This is a genomic window from Rufibacter roseus (assembly GCF_001647285.1).
GTDB lineage: Bacteria > Bacteroidota > Bacteroidia > Cytophagales > Hymenobacteraceae > Nibribacter > Nibribacter roseus.
Map to the genome: position 1 here is coordinate 24135 of NZ_LRML01000014.1, position 17776 is coordinate 41910.

Here is a 17776-nt window from a genome sequence, read left to right on the forward strand (position 1 = left end):
GCAAAATATCGTTTTGGAGCCATTTTATAAAAATCAGGTCAAAAACAGAAAGCTCTGATGTGCCAAAGGATTGTCAGGCTTTTTCACAGAAACCAATCTTGGCACCACTTAAGCTTCCTTATCAGCGAGCATAGGTGTACCTCTCTTACAAAGCTGAAGCGCCAGTCCCCAAGGGTCGCGAAGCATGATAAGGTGAGAGCCATCTTCTAAATGTGCGTCTGACACCAATGTTGCTCCAGCAGCACATAGACGTTCCTTATCGGCAGTTGGGTTTTCTGATACATAAGCCAGGTGCACGAGCAGAGGGTTCATGCTCCGATAATCGGGTACTTCGTCAGCGGGGTTCAGGTAAATTTCCACCATAATGCGTCCGCTGTCATCGGCCAGGAAGGTGGTAAAAGGTGCCTCGGGCATCTGTCGCACCACGGTCATGCCCAGGTGTTCTACATACCAGGCGGCCATGGCAATGGGGTCTTCTACGTTCAGGGCAAAATGTTCTAATTTCATAGTTGGGTATGGTGTATGCGCCCGTTGCTTCTCTTTACTAAATCGGGCAAATCATAAAACTGTAACAGGCCTTGCACTACGTGCGAATACATGTCTTTCTGCAGGGGATTAGCCACAAAACTTTCGTAGGAGGCAATGGCGTTTTTGATGTTGGCTTTTGAAATGCGGTCGTCCAGAAATGTGGCGTGCGTTACTACTGGGCCATACGCTCCATCAGCAGTAATATGAACTGGCATCTTTGCCCACTGCTTCTGTGCCTTCAGGTAATCTAACACCGAAACAAGGTCTTGCACGCGCTGGGTTAACAATGGCTTCTTCAGATGCAGGCTCAGAATGGCATTGCGGTACTCACCGGACCAGTACTTTGATTCATTGAGCTTCGGGTCATCCTGACTCTCACCAAAACCACGGAGGTCTGCCAACACCAATACATTCCCTGCCTGCATCTCCTGCTGAATAAGGCTATCGGTTTTAAGCAAAGAAGCCATTCCTTCTTCGGCCAGTGCTATGGTTACCTTTCTAGGTTTTGCTTTTCCGGTGGGTGAATAAATGACTACGGGTACAGGCAATTCGCCTTGCCGCATGAGTATGCGTTTTTCTACGGTATAGTGCTGGTTATTGCTAGTTCCGCTTACCTCCGTGTAAACAGGGCTTGAATTCAGCTCAAGGCCAATAACCTCCTTTACCTGATCCCTTAGTATGTTCAGGTTTTTCTCAGCCATAAACGCTTGCCGCTGCGAAGCCAGTTGCTGAAACCTTGCATGGTTGAGCGACTGAACCGTTACCTCATTTGGGAAGGCCGTGTTTACCTGACCTGTGGAAGTAGCCAATAGTTTTTGCTCAGAGAGGGAACCTACCGCACCTTCCTGCACTGGCTTTGGGTCTTGGTACAACCATTTCCGGAACCAGGAAACTGCCGCCTCTCTCTTGGGTTTTGAGATGCCGTGCCCATCTGGCCAGATGAAAAGCTGCGCTTTTTCGGGTTGCTGCAAAGCGGTGTATACCTCCTTCAGCTCTTCAAAGCCTTTGAGTGTACCCCGGTGGTCTACAAAATCATTTTCTCCGGCCAAAATCAGCACTGGTTTGGGAGCGGCCGCAATTATAAAATCTGCCATTTCCAGACTGCCTTCGCCAGGCATGTATTGGCAGCCGTCTTGTGCCCCTGCCAACTCAATGTAGCGGGCGCGTTGGGTAAAATAGCTGGCCGGGGCCGCCACTTTAATGCGGTCATCATAGGCCAGCAGGTAAACGGCTTGTGTGCCGCCACCGGAGTTACCTATGGCTCCGAGTTTGGTTTTGTCTACTTCGGGTCTGGTTTCTAAGTAATCGAGCGCCCGCACATTGTCCCAGAGCATGTAAGCGGCTACGCTGGTGCCTACTAAATTAGCGCCGGCGTTCAGCAGCGTATGTTCGGTCGTGGCACCGCGGGTAAGGGACTTTCCGTTTTTATCGGTGAGTTGTACCCGCTCGCCCTGTGAAAAAGGGTCTACTGAAAGCACCACGAACCCGTTGGAGGCAAACAAGCGAGCAGTTTGCTGGTAGCTTTCGGTGGCTTTGGCGGTCATTTCGTGGCCGTTCATGAGCAGCACCGCTGGGAAAGGGCCTTTTCCCACTGGAATGTATAGGTTAGCCGTCACGTGGTGGTTAGGTCGGCTTTCGTACACCAGATTTTCAATGCGGTAGCCGTTCTGCTTTATTTGCCCGGTTACCTTTGCGTTTAGCGGCTGTTTTTCCGGAAACGGACCTAAAACATCTAAATATGCTTTTTTTACTTCCGCCTGATAGGCGCGCATTTTCTCAGCTGAGCCCAGAGCATCTTCTAATTTCTGCCGGCGTTGGTCATAGGCGGCATGCAGGTTCCGGACTAGATAGGCATTGTAAGTTGTTTTCGCTTTCCAAGTTAGCACCGGCCCCGGCGACTGCGCATATGCCGAAGGAGCACCTAAAAGAGTGGCTACGGCAACGCTTATGCTAGTTACTGTGCTTTTGAAAGACTTCTTTATTCCTATCATTCTAAACTTCTTCTCCTTCAATCTTTTGGTCGGGTGCTTTGCAGAGGTTGTATTGTGCTACAATAACAGAAAAAGACAGGAGCCAAAGGCTCATGTCTTTTTTTCTCTATCATGAAAGTACTCCTCTAAAATTCACCTTAACACTGTAGCCTATGGGGCAGCAATTAAAATATTTGCAGAACCAAACAGCTGCTCCACATCATTGCCTAACTTTCTGCCTGTTCATTTCTTCAATGAAAGCCACAAAGCGCAATCGATTGTCTTGCAGACATACTAAAAAGGCAACCTTATTGCCTTACGTTCACCTCAACCTTTCACTCAACTCTTCCTGTTTAAATCTCATCATAACTTTTGTAAAAAACAAATAAACACTTCTCTTCTGCAGCATGAGCTAAAGAGAAAAGACGCATTAAGAATATTTGAATTTGCAGAGCAATACCTTTTGCCTCAGCAGGTGCGATTTCATCAAGGACACATCACCCATCCTATCTATAAGACTTATAACTTTAACTAATTGGTCAGCCGTAGACGACGCAAAAAAACAGTCCCTGTTTCTGGTCTTCTTTTAGAAAAACAGGCCTAAAACAGGGACTGAATAAGTCAATGTAGGAAAGCTTACGGAGCTACCACCATTCTGCGGGTAGCATGGAAGCCGCCGGCAGTTAGACGGTAGAAGTACACACCACTTTTCAGTGATTGATTTAGTCTCACCTCATGGCTTCCGATGGTTTTAAATCCACTTTCCAGAGTAGCCACTTTCTTGCCCATGGCATCGAACACTTCAATGGTTACATGGCTAGCTTTTTTCAGTTCGTACTGAATGGTAGTGGCACCATAGAAAGGGTTCGGGAAGTTTTGACCTAAGCTGAATACTGCGTTACGAACTTCTTTCTTGCTTCCGGTAACGGTGTATTCCACAGGCTCTGGCATCCAGTCAAAACTGTAGCTTGGGTGCGTTTCTTTCGCGAAGATATTGGCGATAGTATGTTCGCCGGCTTCGGCTTCAGTCAGGGCACGGCTGATAGAGCTTCTGCTTGTCATGCTTGCACCGGGGCCACTGTTGTTGAACTCACCATACAAAGCAGGTGTCACGTTCCAGGTGTTCCAGCCGGCTGGGTTCAGGTTAGCTGGCAGGTGGGTGTTTATGAACACGGTTCTAGGGGCTGCCTGCCAAGGTCTGCCCAGGTAGAAACCATTGATGGCGTTGCCGTCAAAACCAACTTCTGGCGTAGTGACGGTTGAGTTCAGGAACACGAAGCCATGTAGGGTGTTGGCCTCAGTAGAAGCAGCGGTTATCACCCCGCCATTTCTGTTTACTCTCAACGTACAGTTGTCAAACACCACTGGTTGGCGCCCGAAGATAAAGTCAACGGAACCCTCAATATAGCAGTCTTTCATGTACACGCGCCCCACTGTTCTGCCGCCCCATGCGTAATAGGTGTCTTGGTAGCCTAAGATACGGCAATTGTAGAACGCCTGACGGTCGCCGTTGGTGCGCAAGGCAACCGCCTGCTGGCTACCTACTGACCCATCGTTCTGAACGGTGTTCTGAAAGGTCATGTTCACGGCAATGAAATCGTCTGGCTCAATAGCTACGCTGTAAGAATTGGCGGTACCCATATTATTCTTGCCGGCATAGTCATCATAGGTAATAATGGTAGTATTTGGATCTTCACCACGTAGGGTAACGTTTACCTTGTTGCGCTCCAGAATCACTTTCTCGTAATATGTTCCGGGTTTCACCATAATGGTATATTTACCGGTGTAGAAATCAGGAACGGCGTTGAAGGCAGCCTGAATGGTGGTATAATCACCGGTTCCATCCTTGGCTACCACTTTTGTAACATCTGGCGCCTGAGGCTGGGTAGTGAAGGTCAGTTCCGGACCATAGCCCGTTCCCTGACTGTTGGTGGCGTATGCCCGTACATGGTACGTTGTGTTAGCAGTTAAAGAATGCAAGAGGCTGGCGAAACTTCCTAAACCGGCACCGTCTTCTGATTTATTATCGGCAATGGTAGGCTCACCAGTGGTGTTCCAGACAATACCTCTGGCTGTCACTTCTGTTCCACCCCAAGCGGTTACGTTTCCTCCGCTTTGAGCAGTCTTGGTGAGTACGTTTGTAACAGCAGTGGTAGTAACGGTAGGCACTTTTAGTTCGGCCAGTGTGGTGAAGGACAATTGATCTCCGTAGGAGGTCCCCGCCGCGTTGGTGGCATACGCCCGCACATAATACAAGGTGTTTGGTGCAAGGCCTGTCATCTCGGCAGAGAATGTACCAGAACCTTCCCCAGCTGTGGCTTTACCACCTTCAATAGTTGGGTTTTCAGAAGTTCCGTACACTACCCCGCGGGAAGTCACCGGAGAACCTCCGTCAGAAGCCACATTGCCTCCGGCAGTAGCAGAAGTGGTGGATATGCGGGAAATAACTGTGTTGGTAGTGACGGTGGCAGGGTCTACGGTTACTCCCACTGCCTCGCCGGAAATGGTCATGTTGTAGATAGCCACCAGCTTGGCCCAGCCTTCAGCATTCTTGTTATGCGGGTAAATACGCACGTAGAATGTTTCACCGGAGTTAACTGTCTGGTTTAGGTCAGCACTGATAGGCTCTACTTTATTCCCCACCAAATCGCGGTCTTCAAACAAAACTGTTTTAGTGGCAAACGTTGGGTCTTTTGAGTAGTAGATGGCAGCCTTCAAGTTACTTGAGTACCAACCACCAATGTGCATTGCCACCTTCTTAACGGTAAACGTAGCCCCGGTTTTAGGAGACACCGCATATTGGAACCACAGGTTTTCAACTGGGTTTGGCTCCGCCTGCCAGTCTTGAGAGACGGTTTGGATGGCAGCCACACTTACTTCCTGATTAGTATCAGTGGTGGTAAGGTTGGTTTTGCCATAATACTTCATAGCATCACTGTAAGCGGGAGCTTGCCCAAGGAGGGCACCCGTTACAGAGTATGTTTGGTCGCTGTTCCAAACAATGCTGGAAGGAACGGCGGTCGCCTCTGTTTCACCCGAGATGATGACATCTTTCAACAAAATGTATTTACCGGTGGGCGGAGTGCTTTGATTGTGCACCCAAGGGTAGATGCGCAGGTACAGGCTGTCTCCTTCTTCCACTGCCACATTGATCTCTTTGGTGACCGTGGTCAAAGCATCTCGTGAAACGGCGTCATCGGCGAATCCGGTGCCCATTTCTACTAAGGTAGCGGTGGCAAACGAGGGGTCAGTAGAATAGAATACTTTGGCCCGCATGGCGCTTGTTCCCGCCGAGCCCAATTTATATGAGAGCCCCTTGACCACCAATTTATTGTTGGGGCTGGGAGTAATTGCGAATTGGGTATAGGTTCCGGTAGTGGTATCGGTTTGGGTGGCGGCCCAAGTGCCACCTGCTACTCTTACCCTCTGGATGCCTTCTACCCCGGAATAAGTGTTATAAGAGTGAATCTCCATTTTTCCGAAACGCTCTTTAGATCCCTGCACCTGCCCAGCGGTGGACACGGCATCGCCGGTTCCGCCCGAGGCGGGGTTAGTCAGCGGCCAGGTAACTGAACCTGTAGATGTTTGCGCTAGAACCCGCGCAGAGAATGAGCAAATCAGCAAAGCTAAGCCTAATAAGAAGTAAATTTTCTTCATAAGAGAGGGGTTTAATTAAAAAATACATGCACTTCTACTCTTGCCTTGCGGCGTTTTATTGTCTTTAAAGCACTAACTTCTCATAAAGCATTATTGCACTTTACTAATCTTGAATATTACAGCCAGGAAAACAGAACAAATTCCTACACCCAGCGAGCAGCTTCCCCAACTCCTCAATAGTTTTTGGGAGCTGTGCAACTATGAGCAATCGATTGCGCATAGAGAACTAAAAAAAAGGCTCTCTCCTGCCTTTGCCAAAAAATCGGATTATCTATCCTGTCTCTTGCTGTTCAAGATTTAAATATCTTAAAACAAGTTAATAATTACAAGCATTTTTTACTCTTTTATAAATCTTACATCTAATTATTGAAAAATCAGCAACTGAAAATACAAAATCATATCTGTCTTTAATTAAGCAGCTATACCCCTTTCCCCTTAGGCAATAAAAAAACAGCCCTTCCTCACCTGTACGTGAAAAAGGGCTGTTTAAAATCTACTGTGTCTACAGCGTCTAAACTAAATCATTTTTTCGCCGCTAACGTTTTCATGCCTTCAAAAACCAAGCGGGCAACTTCTTTTGCTCCCTCTGGCTGAAAGTGCGTGTTGTCTTTCTGCCCCTCTGGGTAGTTCTTATACTTACCGGCGGGCAGGTTCATAAAGTAATTGGCAGTCACGTACTCCTGTCCTTTCTCTGAGAAAGAGTCAATAGACAGTTGCTGCAAGTCTATCAGTTGCACGTTCAATTCACGGGCAACATCTTTCACCGCCTGCGGATACTCGCCATGAACATTGCCAATTCTGCCGTCTTTCCAGGGGTAGTTACGGGCCACCGGCGTCAGCAGCACTGGAATAGCCCTTTTCTGTCGGGTTTGGTTCACGAACAGGCGCAGGTATTCTTTGTAGCCCTGTATGTTGACGTAGCGCTCAGGCTTGTTCTCGGCGGCATCGTTATGACCAAACTGAATCATGACCACATCGTTTTTCTTTAAAGCGTTGTACACCTGCGCCCAACGGCCTTCCTCAAAAAAGGTGCGGGTACTGCGGCCGCCACGGGCTTTGTCTAGCACCACGGCGCTGTCTCCTTTAATCAGGTGCTTTAGTTTGGGCAAATTGTCTGACCGCAGGAACGGCTGAAACACCTGCCCCCACCCCATCACCGGATACCGCTTGTTCATGTAATCCTCGCCGTCATAGTCAGAATAATCGGCTACGGTGGAGTCACCTACCAAATACACGTGCACTATCTTCTTTTTAAATGAAATGAAAGACAATGCGGAAAGGCTACTCACTAAAAGTGCAATGGCAATGATTCTTCTGGTAAGCATGTTTTAGAGCTGTTTTTGAAAAAAGAGCATAAAAACAGCGCACCGGTCGGTGCGCTGTTTTTAGTTATTTTACTGATACGGCAGAGGCTTTCAAGTCTTTGCCTTTGTTTATTTGAGTATTAGCATTTTTAAAGTCCTTGCTATCCAGCTTTACGTTCTGGGTCAACGGGCCTAACACCCGCACTACCTGACCCTGGCCCTCTTTAAAGGTCAAGCCTTGCACGGTTATGTTCTTGCTGTTGAAGATGGTCAAGGCAGGACCTTGATCTGCCAATACTTTCACATTCTTCAGCTGAATGCCGTCTGAGTCAACTGCGGTAATTCCTTTTTTTGCTTTCAAGAAAGCGTTTTCAATTACCACGTTCTGAAGGTTCATCTCTGGAAGGCCTTGTAACGCCAGGGCTTCATCAGCGCCGGAAACGGTAATGTTTTTCATCCAGATGTTCTTGAACGAAGGGGTTTCTTCGGTAACAGGAACTGGCTTGGCTGCGGCTGGAGTACCTGAGCCACCTTGCTCAGCATCCATGGTAGGCGAATTACCGCCGTAAAACAGGTTAAAGCTGATGGCCTGAGTTGGAATGTTTATCATGTCAATGTTAGAGATCCAGATGTTCTCTACCAATCCTCCCCGGCCACGGGTACTCTTGAAACGCAAGCCTATGTCGGTGCCCATGAACGTACAGTTAGACACGTGGATGTTTCTGACCCCGCCGCTCATCTCAGAGCCTACCACAAAACCACCGTGACCATGGTATACCACGTTGTTCTTCACGATTACATTTTCGGTAGGGATGCCGCGGTCACGTCCGTCTTTGTCTTTCCCGGATTTAAAACAGATGGCATCATCGCCTACGTCAAAGGTATTGTTGTACACCAAAGCATTTTTGCAGGACTCCAGATCCAGACCATCACCGTTCTGTGAGTACCAAGGGTTACGCACGTTCAGGTTCCGGATGATGATGTCTTCACACATTAAAGGATGCAGGTTCCAGGCGGGCGAGTTTTGGAAAGTAGGCCCGTCTAACAACACGGTTTTGCAGTTAATAAAGCTCAATAAAACCGGACGAAGGTAATCTTTAACCGCTTCAAACTCGGCTTTGGTTTTGAAGTCAGGAACGTTGAAGTTGTTATTAACCTGGCCTTTTTTGGATTGGGCCGTTGGGTACCACATTTTGCCGTCATCGCTCAACACACCGGTTTTGGTCAGGTTTTTCCACTGGGCATCAGTCATTTTGCTTTTCTTCACAGGGCGCCAAGCATCACCGTTCCCGTCAAAAGTGCCTGAGCCGGTAATGGCAATATTGGTCAAATTCTTACCGGAGATAGGCGATTGGTTTCGCCAGGTGTTCAGCCCCTCAAAGCTGGTTTCAACCAGTTCATAGTCATTAAAATCTTTACTGAAGATGACCATTGAACCGGCCTCGGCGTGCAAATTCACATTGCTTTTCATCACAATAGGACCAGTATACCACAATCCGCGAGGGATTACCACGCGCCCTCCGCCATTGGCCGCCACATCGTTAATGGCTTGTTCAAAGGCTTTGGTGTTTTTAGTGATACCGTCGCCCACGGCTCCGTATTTAGTGATGCTCACGCTGTAATTGGGGAAGCTGGTTTCCTTTACGCGAGGCATGTCAAATTCAATGCCTTCATAAATAGAAGCTGGAACACCTTCTGACGTTTTTTCCTGAGCAACTGGCGCCGCGGTTGAGGCAGTAGCCGTGGCAGTGGACTGACGCTGGCAAGAAAAATGGAAGATACTGGCTACGCCCAAAGCCAGGAATAAGCGGTTATGAAACAAGAACTTTCTTTTCATTTGGTAATTTAGTTAGTCGGTGCTGTTTTAGGTCTGTTTTTAAAAAATAAGGCCGAAAACGGGTAATTCATTTATTTGGTGATTCTGAACCAATCTACATCGGCGAAGCCTGAGTCGTTAATCTTATCTTGGCGGGTTGCGAACAATCCAACTTTGGCTCCAATCCACCGGCCGGGAACAGCGGTAAAGGTGCTGCCCACATTCTGGAAGTTCTGCCCGTCTTGGCTGTAGCTGAACTGGCACTTGGCATCTTTGCCTACCTTCACCCGGAAATACACTTCATTGCCGTTCAGCTTCCCTATGATTTGCTCTTTCTCGGGAGTGCCTTTATCAGCTTTCAGGGCAGAAGCATAGGCAACGTACAATCCATCTGCTTTGCTCACCAACGACACGTGCGCATAATCAGCACCCATTACCAATAGCCCCACCCGCTCCGTTTGCAGCTTAGGGTTTGTAGTGAATTTCAGCTTGGTAGTGGCCGTGAAAGTTTCAGCCGGAAATTTCTGCAGCAACAGGTTAGGCACATCCCACAGGTTTTTCGCTCCTTCGGGCATTTGGTCGGTGTACAAACGCAATACACCGCGGTTGGTGGTAAACGCCCAGGTAGCTTTTGGGTTGGCGTGCCACTGCCACTGCAGCCCCAACGTGGGTTCATTGAACTCATCTGACTCCTGCGGATTTACTACCGGATAGGTACCTCCCACGTTCGGCTTTCTATGGGTCATCACGGGTTGCCCTTTGCCGTCACCATCTGAATCTTCGCCAATTACTGGCCAGTCGTTCACCCACTTCATAGGTTGCAAGTGTACCACCCGGCCATAAGCCTCTTTGTCCTGGAAATGGATAAACCAGTCTTCGCCGGTTTTAGTGTCTACCCACGCGCCCTGATGAGGACCATTGATGGCGGTGTTGCCCTGGTCCATCACAATTTTCTCTTCATAAGGACCATACACATTTTTAGAGCGAAGCACCAATTGCCAACCGGTAGCCACACCGCCCGCTGGGGCAAAAATATAATAATAGCCGTTGCGCTTGTAGAATTTAGGTCCCTCGACAGTTGGGTGGTTTTCGTGCCCGTCAAACACTATCACGCTTTCGTCCAGCACCTTTGTACCGTCTGGGGACAGTTTAGTGACGGCCAGTACGCTTTTTATACCTGCCCGGCTACCTGCCCAAGCATGCACTAAATAGGCTTTCCCGTTATCATCCCAGAGAGGGCAAGCGTCAATAAGTCCTTTTCCTTCTTTCACCAACACCGGTTTTTCCCAGTCTCCGGCGGGGTCTTTGGTTTTGACCATGTAAATTCCGAAGTCGGGGTCGCCCCAGTAAATGTAGAACTCGCCGTTGTGGTACCGAATAGCCGGAGCCCAAACGCCATTGCCATGCTGCGGTTTAGCGAAGTGGTCAAAAGGTAGTTGACGGTCTAAGGCATAGCCAATAATCTTCCAGTTTACCAGGTCTTTGGAGTGCAGAATTTGCAGGCCCGGAATGGCGTTGAAGCTGGATGAGGTCATGTAGTAATCATCGCCCACGCGGCACACGTCGGGGTCAGAATAATCGGCGTCAATGATTGGGTTTTGGTACGTGCCGTTGCCCAAATCTGACACCCACACCTTAGAGATTTCCCCAGCCAGTTGAGTTGTCGAGGCAACCGGAGAAGAAGACTGTTTTTCTGCCTGACAGGAGAACAATAAAAGTAATCCTGCGGTGTAAGATCTGAAGCGCATCATCTGTGTTCTTTTACTCTGTTTACTGTGACAGCCGATCTCTAAAACCGCTGCCCTTCCCGATTAGCTTATCACTATTTCGCCTTTTGACAATAAAATATATCATGCCGTTTTCGGCCTGCTTTTTAAAAAAATAGGTCAGAAACAGTTTTATTCTTTCACAAGCACGATTCTTTTTACCACTCGCTTCTGCCCTATCTTCAAAGCATAGAAATACATACCAGGTTTTAAAGCAGCGGCATTCCACTCAAAGGAATATTGCCCCGGCGAAAGCGGCTGATTAACTACGGTGGCTACTTCTTTTCCCGTTAAGTCAAACACTTTCAAGCTTACCGGTCCGGTTTGCTGGGTGCTGAAGGTAAAGGTGGTGTTATGGCTGAATGGGTTTGGATAAGCGTTTAGCGCAGAAGATTCTACTTCCTCTTTCGCTGATAACACCACACCCATAGGAGTTCTTCCGTTCAGGTATTGCTCTAAATTCGTGTAGCCATCGCCGTTGGCATCTTGGTTTCCATCGGCGGCGTTGTTCGGATTTAATCCGTACTGTGTTTCCCAGGCATCAGGCATGCCGTCGCCGTCAGTATCGGTGGGGGCAGGCAAAGAAGCTAATACAGGCCAGCCACCCACATCAGATTGAGAATCAATGATTCCGCGGTAACCGGTTTTAGAGCCATTGTAGGTGGCAGTACCGGTTCTTACTTCTTCAATTACTCTCAGATCTACGGCATCGCGTTTGTGGCTGGCTCCTACTTGCGCCAATACCGCCTCATAAGCTTGCTGGGCCGTGTGCTCGGTTTCCATGTGGTAGTCAATGGGTTGTTGCAACCGCACGTTAGCTCTCTGGGCCGAAGGAACAGCGCTATCATAATCTACTCCACCGTTCCAGTTGTTGGCGGTAACTGTAGCGTTGCCAGCCATAAAGTTACCGTCTATGTAAAATGTGCCGTAACCGGCGCCATAAGTGGCATCGCTTTCATAAGAAACCTGCAAAATTCTTCTGTTTTTGCTGGAAATGGTAGATGGTCCTGGCTTGTAGTAATTGTTGACGATGTTGTATTTCCCGTTTTCACCGCCGTACACGCTGTTGTCGCGCCAGTTGTAGATCACGTTGTTACGGAAGTCTACATGCTCGTTGGGGTGCGGGCCGTTGCTTACGCCAGAACGGTAACCGTTCAAACGCGGGTTACGGCTGTTGTGGTGGGCAATCAGGTTATGGTGAAAGGATGCTTTGTCGCCACCCCAGATGGCACCGTAACCGTGGTTGTTCTTCTCGTGGAAGGACTGGTTCAGGCTTTCTGAAAGAATGCACCACTGCATGGTGAAGTTCTGGTTGGCGTAGAAAGACGAAGTCTCATCAATTGACCAGCTCATGGAGCAATGGTCTATAATCACGTTTTTGCGGTACCGACCCCACAGGGCGTCTTGTTCATTCTGGCGCAAGTCACCCATTCTGAAACGCATGTACCGAATAATCACATTATCGGCGTTTACATTCATTTCGAAGTTTTGCAGGGTAATGCCGTCTCCGGGGGCGGTTTGCCCGGCAATGGTGAGGTCTCCGTTGGTAATATTAATGCGGGAGTTCAGCACAATATTACCCGATACCTCAAACACAATGGTTCTGGGTCCTGACTGCGCAATGGCCGCTCTTAAGCTTCCGGCGCCAGAGTCATTCAGGTTGGTAACTTTAATTACCCTTCCTCCACGCCCCCCGGTGGTGAAACGGCCAAAACCTTCAGCACCAGGGAACGCCAATTGCTGCGCCTGAGCGACTAGTTCTCCTCCAAGAATAACTAGAACTACCAATAATACTCGTAACAAATTACTCATACTCACTTCTGTTGATAGCTTCTCAGCCTGGTTAAAAATCTTGGTGTTTTGGACCTGTTTTCTGAAAAACGGCTCCAAAATGTCCTTTGTAGTTGTCTCTTCTGTGCCTTAAAAATGATTTTACAAAAGGCCTTCCTTTTATAAAATGATGAAAGTGGCTTACTCCAGCTATTTCCCTACCGAGGCAGCCGCTTCGGTAGTAAAGGGAACCCAATCCCCGAAAATATTTTTCAAGCTATAAGTCTTCGCTTCTTCGGCGGTCAGTTGCTTTGCCCACTTCACCCGTTTAGCCGGAGCCGCTCCCGGACCGGTGGAGTTGTACTCTGCATAAAAAGCGGTTTTCTCAGCGTCGGGTTTGTTCCAGTTATGCCAACCTTCGGGTTTGATATGCTGACCCAGATAACTGTTGATGAAAACGGTTTTAGCATAGGGTCTCCATGGGCGGCCCAAGTAGTAAGAATCAGCTGGGGCATCTCCGGTGAGGCGGCAGTTCAGGAAAACAAAACCGTAAGGCGCTCCTTCTAAAGTAGACGCTGCCGTTACGTAGCTTCCGCCTTTCTTGGAGAAGATTTCGCAGCCCTCAAAAACAGCGGTTGACCAGCCAAATATAAAATCAGTGGTGCCCTCTATGTAGCAGTTCTTGTAATACTGGCGGCTCTTTTCGCCGTGCGGATAAAGTGTATCTTGGTTTCCTAGAAAACGGCAGTTTTTAAAGGCAACTTTATCGCCATCAATTCTTACGGCTACTGCCTGCCCTACCGGGCCTGCAGAGTTCTCAAACGTGATGTTTTCGGCGGTGAAGTCGTCTCCGAAAATATAAAAGCTGGTAGAGCCGGTAGTTCCCATTTCCTCTCCAAACCGGTTCTTTTTGGCTGCATAGTCATCATGGGTCAGAATGGTTTTGGCCACGTCTTCACCAATAAAAGTGACCATGGTTTTTGAGGTAGGCAGCACCAGTTTCTCTTTATACACCCCATTTTTGATGTAAATGGTGGTGGTGTTCTTGCGGAAATCCGGCACAGCATTGATAGCTTCCTGCACCGTTTTAAACTGTCCGCTGCCGTCTTGCGCTACCACAAAATCATACTTCTGCGCCTGCACTGGCAACACTAGTACCCACAAGCACCAAAACAATAGTACACTTTGAATCTTCTTCAACACTATTAAGCCTATTTAGATGCCGACACCGTTTTGGCGCCGCCTTTGTTTAATTCCTCAAACTCAATAGATGCCATAATGAAAGGCGCTACGGCTTTAGGGTCATTGTCACGCTTTTCTTCATGAATGTAGTACTCGTAGGTTCCGTCGCGGTATGGGTTTCCGCCCAGACCAGCCACCGCGCACACCTGTGTGATGCTAATGGTGCCGTCAGCCTCTTTTCTGATAAGGTTATTCAAAATGCCACTGTAGCCTTTGCGGGCAGTTTGCATGTACTTCTGGTCTATATAGCCTTTCTTTGCCGCCTTCACCAAAAAGTAAGTGAACATGCTGGAGGCGGAGCCTTCTAGGTAATTGCCTTCGCGGCCGCCCTGGTCTACTACTTGCCACCAAAGGCCGGTGGCCGGGTCTTGGTATTGGGCAATGGCTTGTGCCATTTTCTGCGTTACACGCAGCACCTCATCACGTTCCGGGTGGTTTTCCGGAATGAAATCCAAGGCATCCACCAAGGCCATTGACAGCCAGCCCATGGCTCTGCCCCATACGTTAGGTGATAAACCTGTGAGTGGGTCAGCCCATTTCTGCTCACGGCTCTCATCCCAGCCATGGTAAAACAGTCCTTTTTTCTCGTCCCAGGTATTCTTGTCAATCAGGTAGATTTGTTTTACAGCCTCGTCGAACAGAGCTGGCTCGTTGTATGTTGCCCCGTATTCGGCTAGAAAAGGAGTGGCCATGTACAAGCCGTCCAGCCACATTTGGTGCGGGTAAATTTTCTTGTGCCAGAAACCACCTTCGGCGGTTCTTGGGTGGGTGCGCATTTGGTCGCGCAAATCATCCAGGGCAATTTTATATTTCTGCTGACCAGTTTCTTTATAGAGCGTAATCAGAAATTTGCCGGGGTTTACGCGGTCAATGTTGTAGTCTGATTTTTTGTAAGTCTTGATGGTACCATTTTCGGTAATCATGGTATCAGCGAAGGCTTTGATGTAGGTGAAGTACTTCTGGTCGCCGGTCTTTTTCCATACCCGCTCCAATGCACTGGCGAAAAGGCCTTGGGTATAGTCCCACTTCGGCGCCGGACGGAAATCAATCATCCAGCCTTGTGGGCTCCGTTTCATTTCAGAATCGGCCATCCACACCGACCACGGCTTTCCTGACGTAGAGGAAGGTATTGCGCTTTGGATTGCAGTTTGGCTGGAGCTGCACGCGCTCGTCAACACTAAAAGGGCTAGGGCTATATAGGAGGTAATCTTCTTCATTTGTTTTGTTTGGTTCAGGTAATAGGGGCGGTGCCATGAATGCAGGCACTGGTAGTTTGTGTTTTGGGTTTGTTTTAGCAAAAACAGACCCAAAACGGGTACGGTCATTTTATTGGTTTCCAGTTGTCATCACCGGCCAGTACTTTTTCAGGGGTGTATGCCTTGGCTTCTTTCTTTTTCAGTTGCTTTGACCATGCCACCCTTTGCTTTGGGTTGGCACCCAGTCCGGTAGATTTATATTCTGCGTAAAAGGTCGTTTTCTCGGCTTCAGGTTTTTTCCAGTTATGCCAGCCTTCGGGCCGGATGTGGTCACCCAGTTTGGCATGGAGGTAAACCGTTTTGGCATAAGGTCTCCAGGGCCTGCCCAAGTAAACCTTGGTGGCGGCTTCATTAGAAGTAAAGGTGCAGTTCAGGAACACAAACCCGTGTGGCTGTCCCTGTGGCGTAGAGGCGGCTGTGATGTAGGAATTCTTTTTAGAGTGAACGGTACAGTTCTCGAAAAAAGCGGTGGCCGGTCCGAAGATAAAATCGGTGGTGCCTTCAATGTAGCAGTTCAGGTAGTATTGGCGGCTGTTGTCTACGCCCGCATACAGGGTATCTTGGTCACTGATAATGCGGCAATTCTTAAACACGCAGCGGTCTGCCTCTACATGCAGCGCCACCGCCTGCCCAACAGGGCCCGCATTGTTCAAGAAGGTGATGTTTTCGGCCCGGAAGCCATTGCCCTGCACCAGCACCGTGTAAGAAGTGAAGGTGTTGATGTCTCCCTTACCGGAATAATCGTCCCACACAATCACGGTTTTCTCCCGGTCTTCGCCAATGAAAGACACATTTGTTTTCCAGGAAGAGATGACCAGCTTCTCGCGGTAGGTACCGTTTTTGATGTGTATTTCTATCCGGTTCTCCGGAAAAGCCGGAATGGCGTCTACCGCCGACTGAATGGTTGTATAGTCACCGCTACCGTCTTGCGCCACTACCAGCATTTTCTGCTGAGCCTGCGCCAAAAAACTGCACAATCCAATAACGGTTAATAAAAGCCACTTCATTCGGTTCCCTCCCCTACTTCACTAAACTGTTCAAATACACTTCTATGTTGGTATACTGCTTGTCAAGCGTATAAGCCGCTGCGTCTGCCGCTTGGGCAGGGTTTAATTTATGCTGCTTTTCCCACGCATCAGGCATACCGTCTTTGTCTGCATCTGCAGGAGCTGGCAAGGCCTTCAGTTCTGGCCATCCACCCACGTCTTTCTGAGAGTCTATGATGCCGTTGTTCTTTTTACCCGCGGTAGGGTTACCGCTGCGCACGTACGCTACTACGCGGGCATCAACTTCGTCTCTTTTCAGACTGGCACCGGCATTTTTCAGGACTATATCATATGCCTCCTGCGGAGATTGCAAGTTTACAGCGGCCACTTCAAAAGGATTTACCGCTCTGGTTGAATCTGGATGGTCGCACTGCACTCCTCCGGCCCAGTTGTTCTTAGTAATTTCAGGAAAACCTTCTACATAGTTTCCGTTCACATAGAACTTTCCGTAAGGCTGTGACGGGTTTACAATGCGGTCTTTTTTAGACGAGGTGGTAGCTGGCCCTGATTTATAGTAGTTGTTAATCATGTTGTAGCGGCCTTTTTCTCCCCCGTACACGTTGTTCTGTCCCCAATTAAAGATGACGTTGTTTGTGAAATCGACTAACTCGTCTGGTGAGTTCTGGGTTGAACTGGAACCACTAAATCTTGGAGTACGGCTGTTGTGGCTGGCAATTAAGTTATGGTGAAACGAGGCTCCCACGCCGCCCCAAATACCGCCGTACCCGTGCTCTCCTTTAGCATGTACCGATTGGTTCAGGCTTTCAGCAATGATGCTCCACTGCAACGTAAAATTATGGTTCCTATAGAAAGAGGCGCTTTCATCGGTGCCCCAGCTCATAGAGCAGTGATCCACAATAATGTTGTTTTTCCCTTTGTTAGCTCCTACCGCATCGGCTTGCTGAGCCGCCAGATCTCCCATTCTAAAACGCAGGTAACGCACAATCACATTATCAGCTTTTATGCTGACGGGGTAATTCTGCAGCGTTATCCCCTCGCCTGGGGCTGATTGGCCGGCAATAGTTACATTCCCGTTATTGATGTCTAAGGGAGATTGCAATTTGATGTTACCAGACACGGCAAACACAATAATGCGCGGCCCCTTCTTCTGAATGGCATCCCTTAAGCTTCCCTCTCCGTCATTGTTCAAGTTGGTCACCACTACCACCTGCCCGCCACGGCCGCCCGTAGTGTACTTCCCAAATCCTTCAGCCCCCGGAAAAGCCAAGGCCTTGCCAGCTTCTGATGGTGTTGCATCTGACTGAGGTGTAGTTGTGGCAGAAGCTGTTGTGGTAGAGGTTTTCTGCGCGCAACCTGTGAGGCTAAAAAGATGGAAAGCGGCCCCTAGCAAGGCTAGTTTTGAGAAGGCTGTATGTGAATGTAAGCTCATGTACTGGTTAAATTAAATGATTGTCCACCCT

Annotated in this window: 11 protein-coding genes; all 11 read right to left on the reverse strand. The window is 48.7% G+C overall.

Annotated features, from left to right (window positions below):
- Positions 1-108 precede the first annotated feature (108 nt).
- The 11 genes from A8O23_RS17240 to A8O23_RS17290 all read right to left on the reverse strand — a co-directional run bounded on the left by A8O23_RS17240 (position 109) and on the right by A8O23_RS17290 (position 17745).
- A complete protein-coding gene (locus tag A8O23_RS17240; RefSeq protein WP_066623939.1) occupies positions 109-507 on the reverse strand; it encodes a VOC family protein in 399 nt (132 codons plus the stop codon).
- Entirely contained in the window at positions 504-2519 is a 2016-nt protein-coding gene (locus tag A8O23_RS17245; RefSeq protein ID WP_066624154.1) for an alpha/beta hydrolase family protein, read from the reverse strand. Before A8O23_RS17245 ends, A8O23_RS17240 begins: the two co-directional genes overlap by 4 nt.
- A 615-nt stretch (positions 2520-3134) precedes the next feature.
- Positions 3135-6155 carry a pectinesterase family protein gene (locus A8O23_RS17250; RefSeq protein ID WP_066623941.1) on the reverse strand — a complete coding sequence of 1007 codons (3021 nt, stop codon included), beginning with the start codon at positions 6153-6155 and terminating at the stop codon, positions 3135-3137.
- A 521-nt stretch (positions 6156-6676) separates the two neighbouring features.
- A complete protein-coding gene (locus A8O23_RS17255) occupies positions 6677-7480 on the reverse strand; it encodes a rhamnogalacturonan acetylesterase (protein ID WP_066623943.1) in 804 nt (267 codons plus the stop codon).
- A gap of 64 nt (positions 7481-7544) precedes the next feature.
- Positions 7545-9296, reverse strand: a complete 1752-nt coding sequence (locus A8O23_RS17260; protein WP_066623946.1) for a glycoside hydrolase family 28 protein — start codon at positions 9294-9296, stop codon at positions 7545-7547.
- A 71-nt stretch (positions 9297-9367) separates the two neighbouring features.
- A complete protein-coding gene (locus A8O23_RS17265) occupies positions 9368-11023 on the reverse strand; it encodes a glycoside hydrolase family 43 protein (RefSeq protein ID WP_153042265.1) in 1656 nt (551 codons plus the stop codon).
- A 150-nt stretch (positions 11024-11173) separates the two neighbouring features.
- Complete coding sequence (locus A8O23_RS17270) at positions 11174-12853, reverse strand: T9SS type A sorting domain-containing protein (RefSeq protein WP_153042262.1); 1680 nt, start codon at positions 12851-12853, stop codon at positions 11174-11176.
- Positions 12854-13021: 168 nt separating this feature from the next.
- Positions 13022-14002, reverse strand: coding sequence for a pectinesterase family protein (locus tag A8O23_RS17275; protein WP_066624157.1), 981 nt, complete (start codon positions 14000-14002; stop codon positions 13022-13024).
- Between the two features lie 20 nt (positions 14003-14022).
- Positions 14023-15270: a glycoside hydrolase family 88/105 protein gene (locus A8O23_RS17280; protein ID WP_066624160.1), complete on the reverse strand. Its 1248-nt coding sequence runs from the start codon at positions 15268-15270 to the stop codon at positions 14023-14025.
- A 104-nt stretch (positions 15271-15374) separates the two neighbouring features.
- Positions 15375-16316, reverse strand: coding sequence for a pectinesterase family protein (locus A8O23_RS17285; protein ID WP_066623961.1), 942 nt, complete (start codon positions 16314-16316; stop codon positions 15375-15377).
- 13 nt (positions 16317-16329) lie between these two features.
- Entirely contained in the window at positions 16330-17745 is a 1416-nt protein-coding gene (locus A8O23_RS17290; protein WP_066623964.1) for a pectate lyase family protein, read from the reverse strand.
- Positions 17746-17776 lie beyond the last annotated feature (31 nt).

Excerpts from the sequence above, each read along its gene's own strand:
- A8O23_RS17250 (WP_066623941.1), bottom strand. The coding sequence starts at position 6,155 with ATGAAGAAAATTTACTTCTTATTAGGCTTAGCTTTGCTGATTTGCTCA.
- A8O23_RS17260 (WP_066623946.1), bottom strand. The coding sequence starts at position 9,296 with ATGAAAAGAAAGTTCTTGTTTCATAACCGCTTATTCCTGGCTTTGGGC.
- A8O23_RS17290 (WP_066623964.1), bottom strand. The coding sequence starts at position 17,745 with ATGAGCTTACATTCACATACAGCCTTCTCAAAACTAGCCTTGCTAGGG.
- A8O23_RS17285 (WP_066623961.1), bottom strand. The coding sequence starts at position 16,316 with ATGAAGTGGCTTTTATTAACCGTTATTGGATTGTGCAGTTTTTTGGCG.
- A8O23_RS17240 (WP_066623939.1), bottom strand. The coding sequence starts at position 507 with ATGAAATTAGAACATTTTGCCCTGAACGTAGAAGACCCCATTGCCATG.
- A8O23_RS17280 (WP_066624160.1), bottom strand. The coding sequence starts at position 15,270 with ATGAAGAAGATTACCTCCTATATAGCCCTAGCCCTTTTAGTGTTGACG.
- A8O23_RS17270 (WP_153042262.1), bottom strand. The coding sequence starts at position 12,853 with ATGAGTAATTTGTTACGAGTATTATTGGTAGTTCTAGTTATTCTTGGA.
- A8O23_RS17255 (WP_066623943.1), bottom strand. The coding sequence starts at position 7,480 with ATGCTTACCAGAAGAATCATTGCCATTGCACTTTTAGTGAGTAGCCTT.
- A8O23_RS17265 (WP_153042265.1), bottom strand. The coding sequence starts at position 11,023 with ATGCGCTTCAGATCTTACACCGCAGGATTACTTTTATTGTTCTCCTGT.
- A8O23_RS17245 (WP_066624154.1), bottom strand. The coding sequence starts at position 2,519 with ATGATAGGAATAAAGAAGTCTTTCAAAAGCACAGTAACTAGCATAAGC.